We start from the raw sequence: 378 nt of genomic DNA on the forward strand, positions 1-378 counted from the left end.
AATTGGTGAAAACCAAACCAATGAGAATTGTTGTGGAAGACTTACCTATCTCAAACCTGTTAAAAAACAAAAAACTATCGAAAGCATTTTCCTTTCAAAAATTAAACTTCTTCTTTCAATGTTTGTCATACAAGTGCGAGAAGTATGGCATTGCATATGTAAAAGCTGATAAATGGTTCGCCTCAAGCAAGAATTGTTCATGTTGCGGAGTAAAATACGACCATTCAGTTCAACCAGAAGGACAGTGGAGTTTAAAAATACGTGAGTGGTGTTGTGTTAGGTGCAAGAGCCATCACGATAGGGATGTAAATGCGTCGATAAATTTATCAAGATGGGTAAAATAAATGCTTGATAATAGGAGGTAACGATACTGCCTCG

Annotated in this window: 1 protein-coding gene; it reads left to right on the plus strand. The window is 36.5% G+C overall.

Features of this window, described 5'->3' with window-relative positions; translation table 11 throughout:
* On the plus strand, positions 1–344 hold a 344-nt coding region (locus tag MR155_RS31515; RefSeq protein ID WP_242312133.1), incomplete at its 5' end, for a zinc ribbon domain-containing protein.
* Positions 345–378: the final 34 nt, after the last annotated feature.

It is taken from the genome of Bacillus cereus group sp. BfR-BA-01331 (genome assembly GCF_022663915.1).
GTDB classification, from domain to species: Bacteria; Bacillota; Bacilli; order Bacillales; family Bacillaceae_G; genus Bacillus_A; species Bacillus_A mycoides.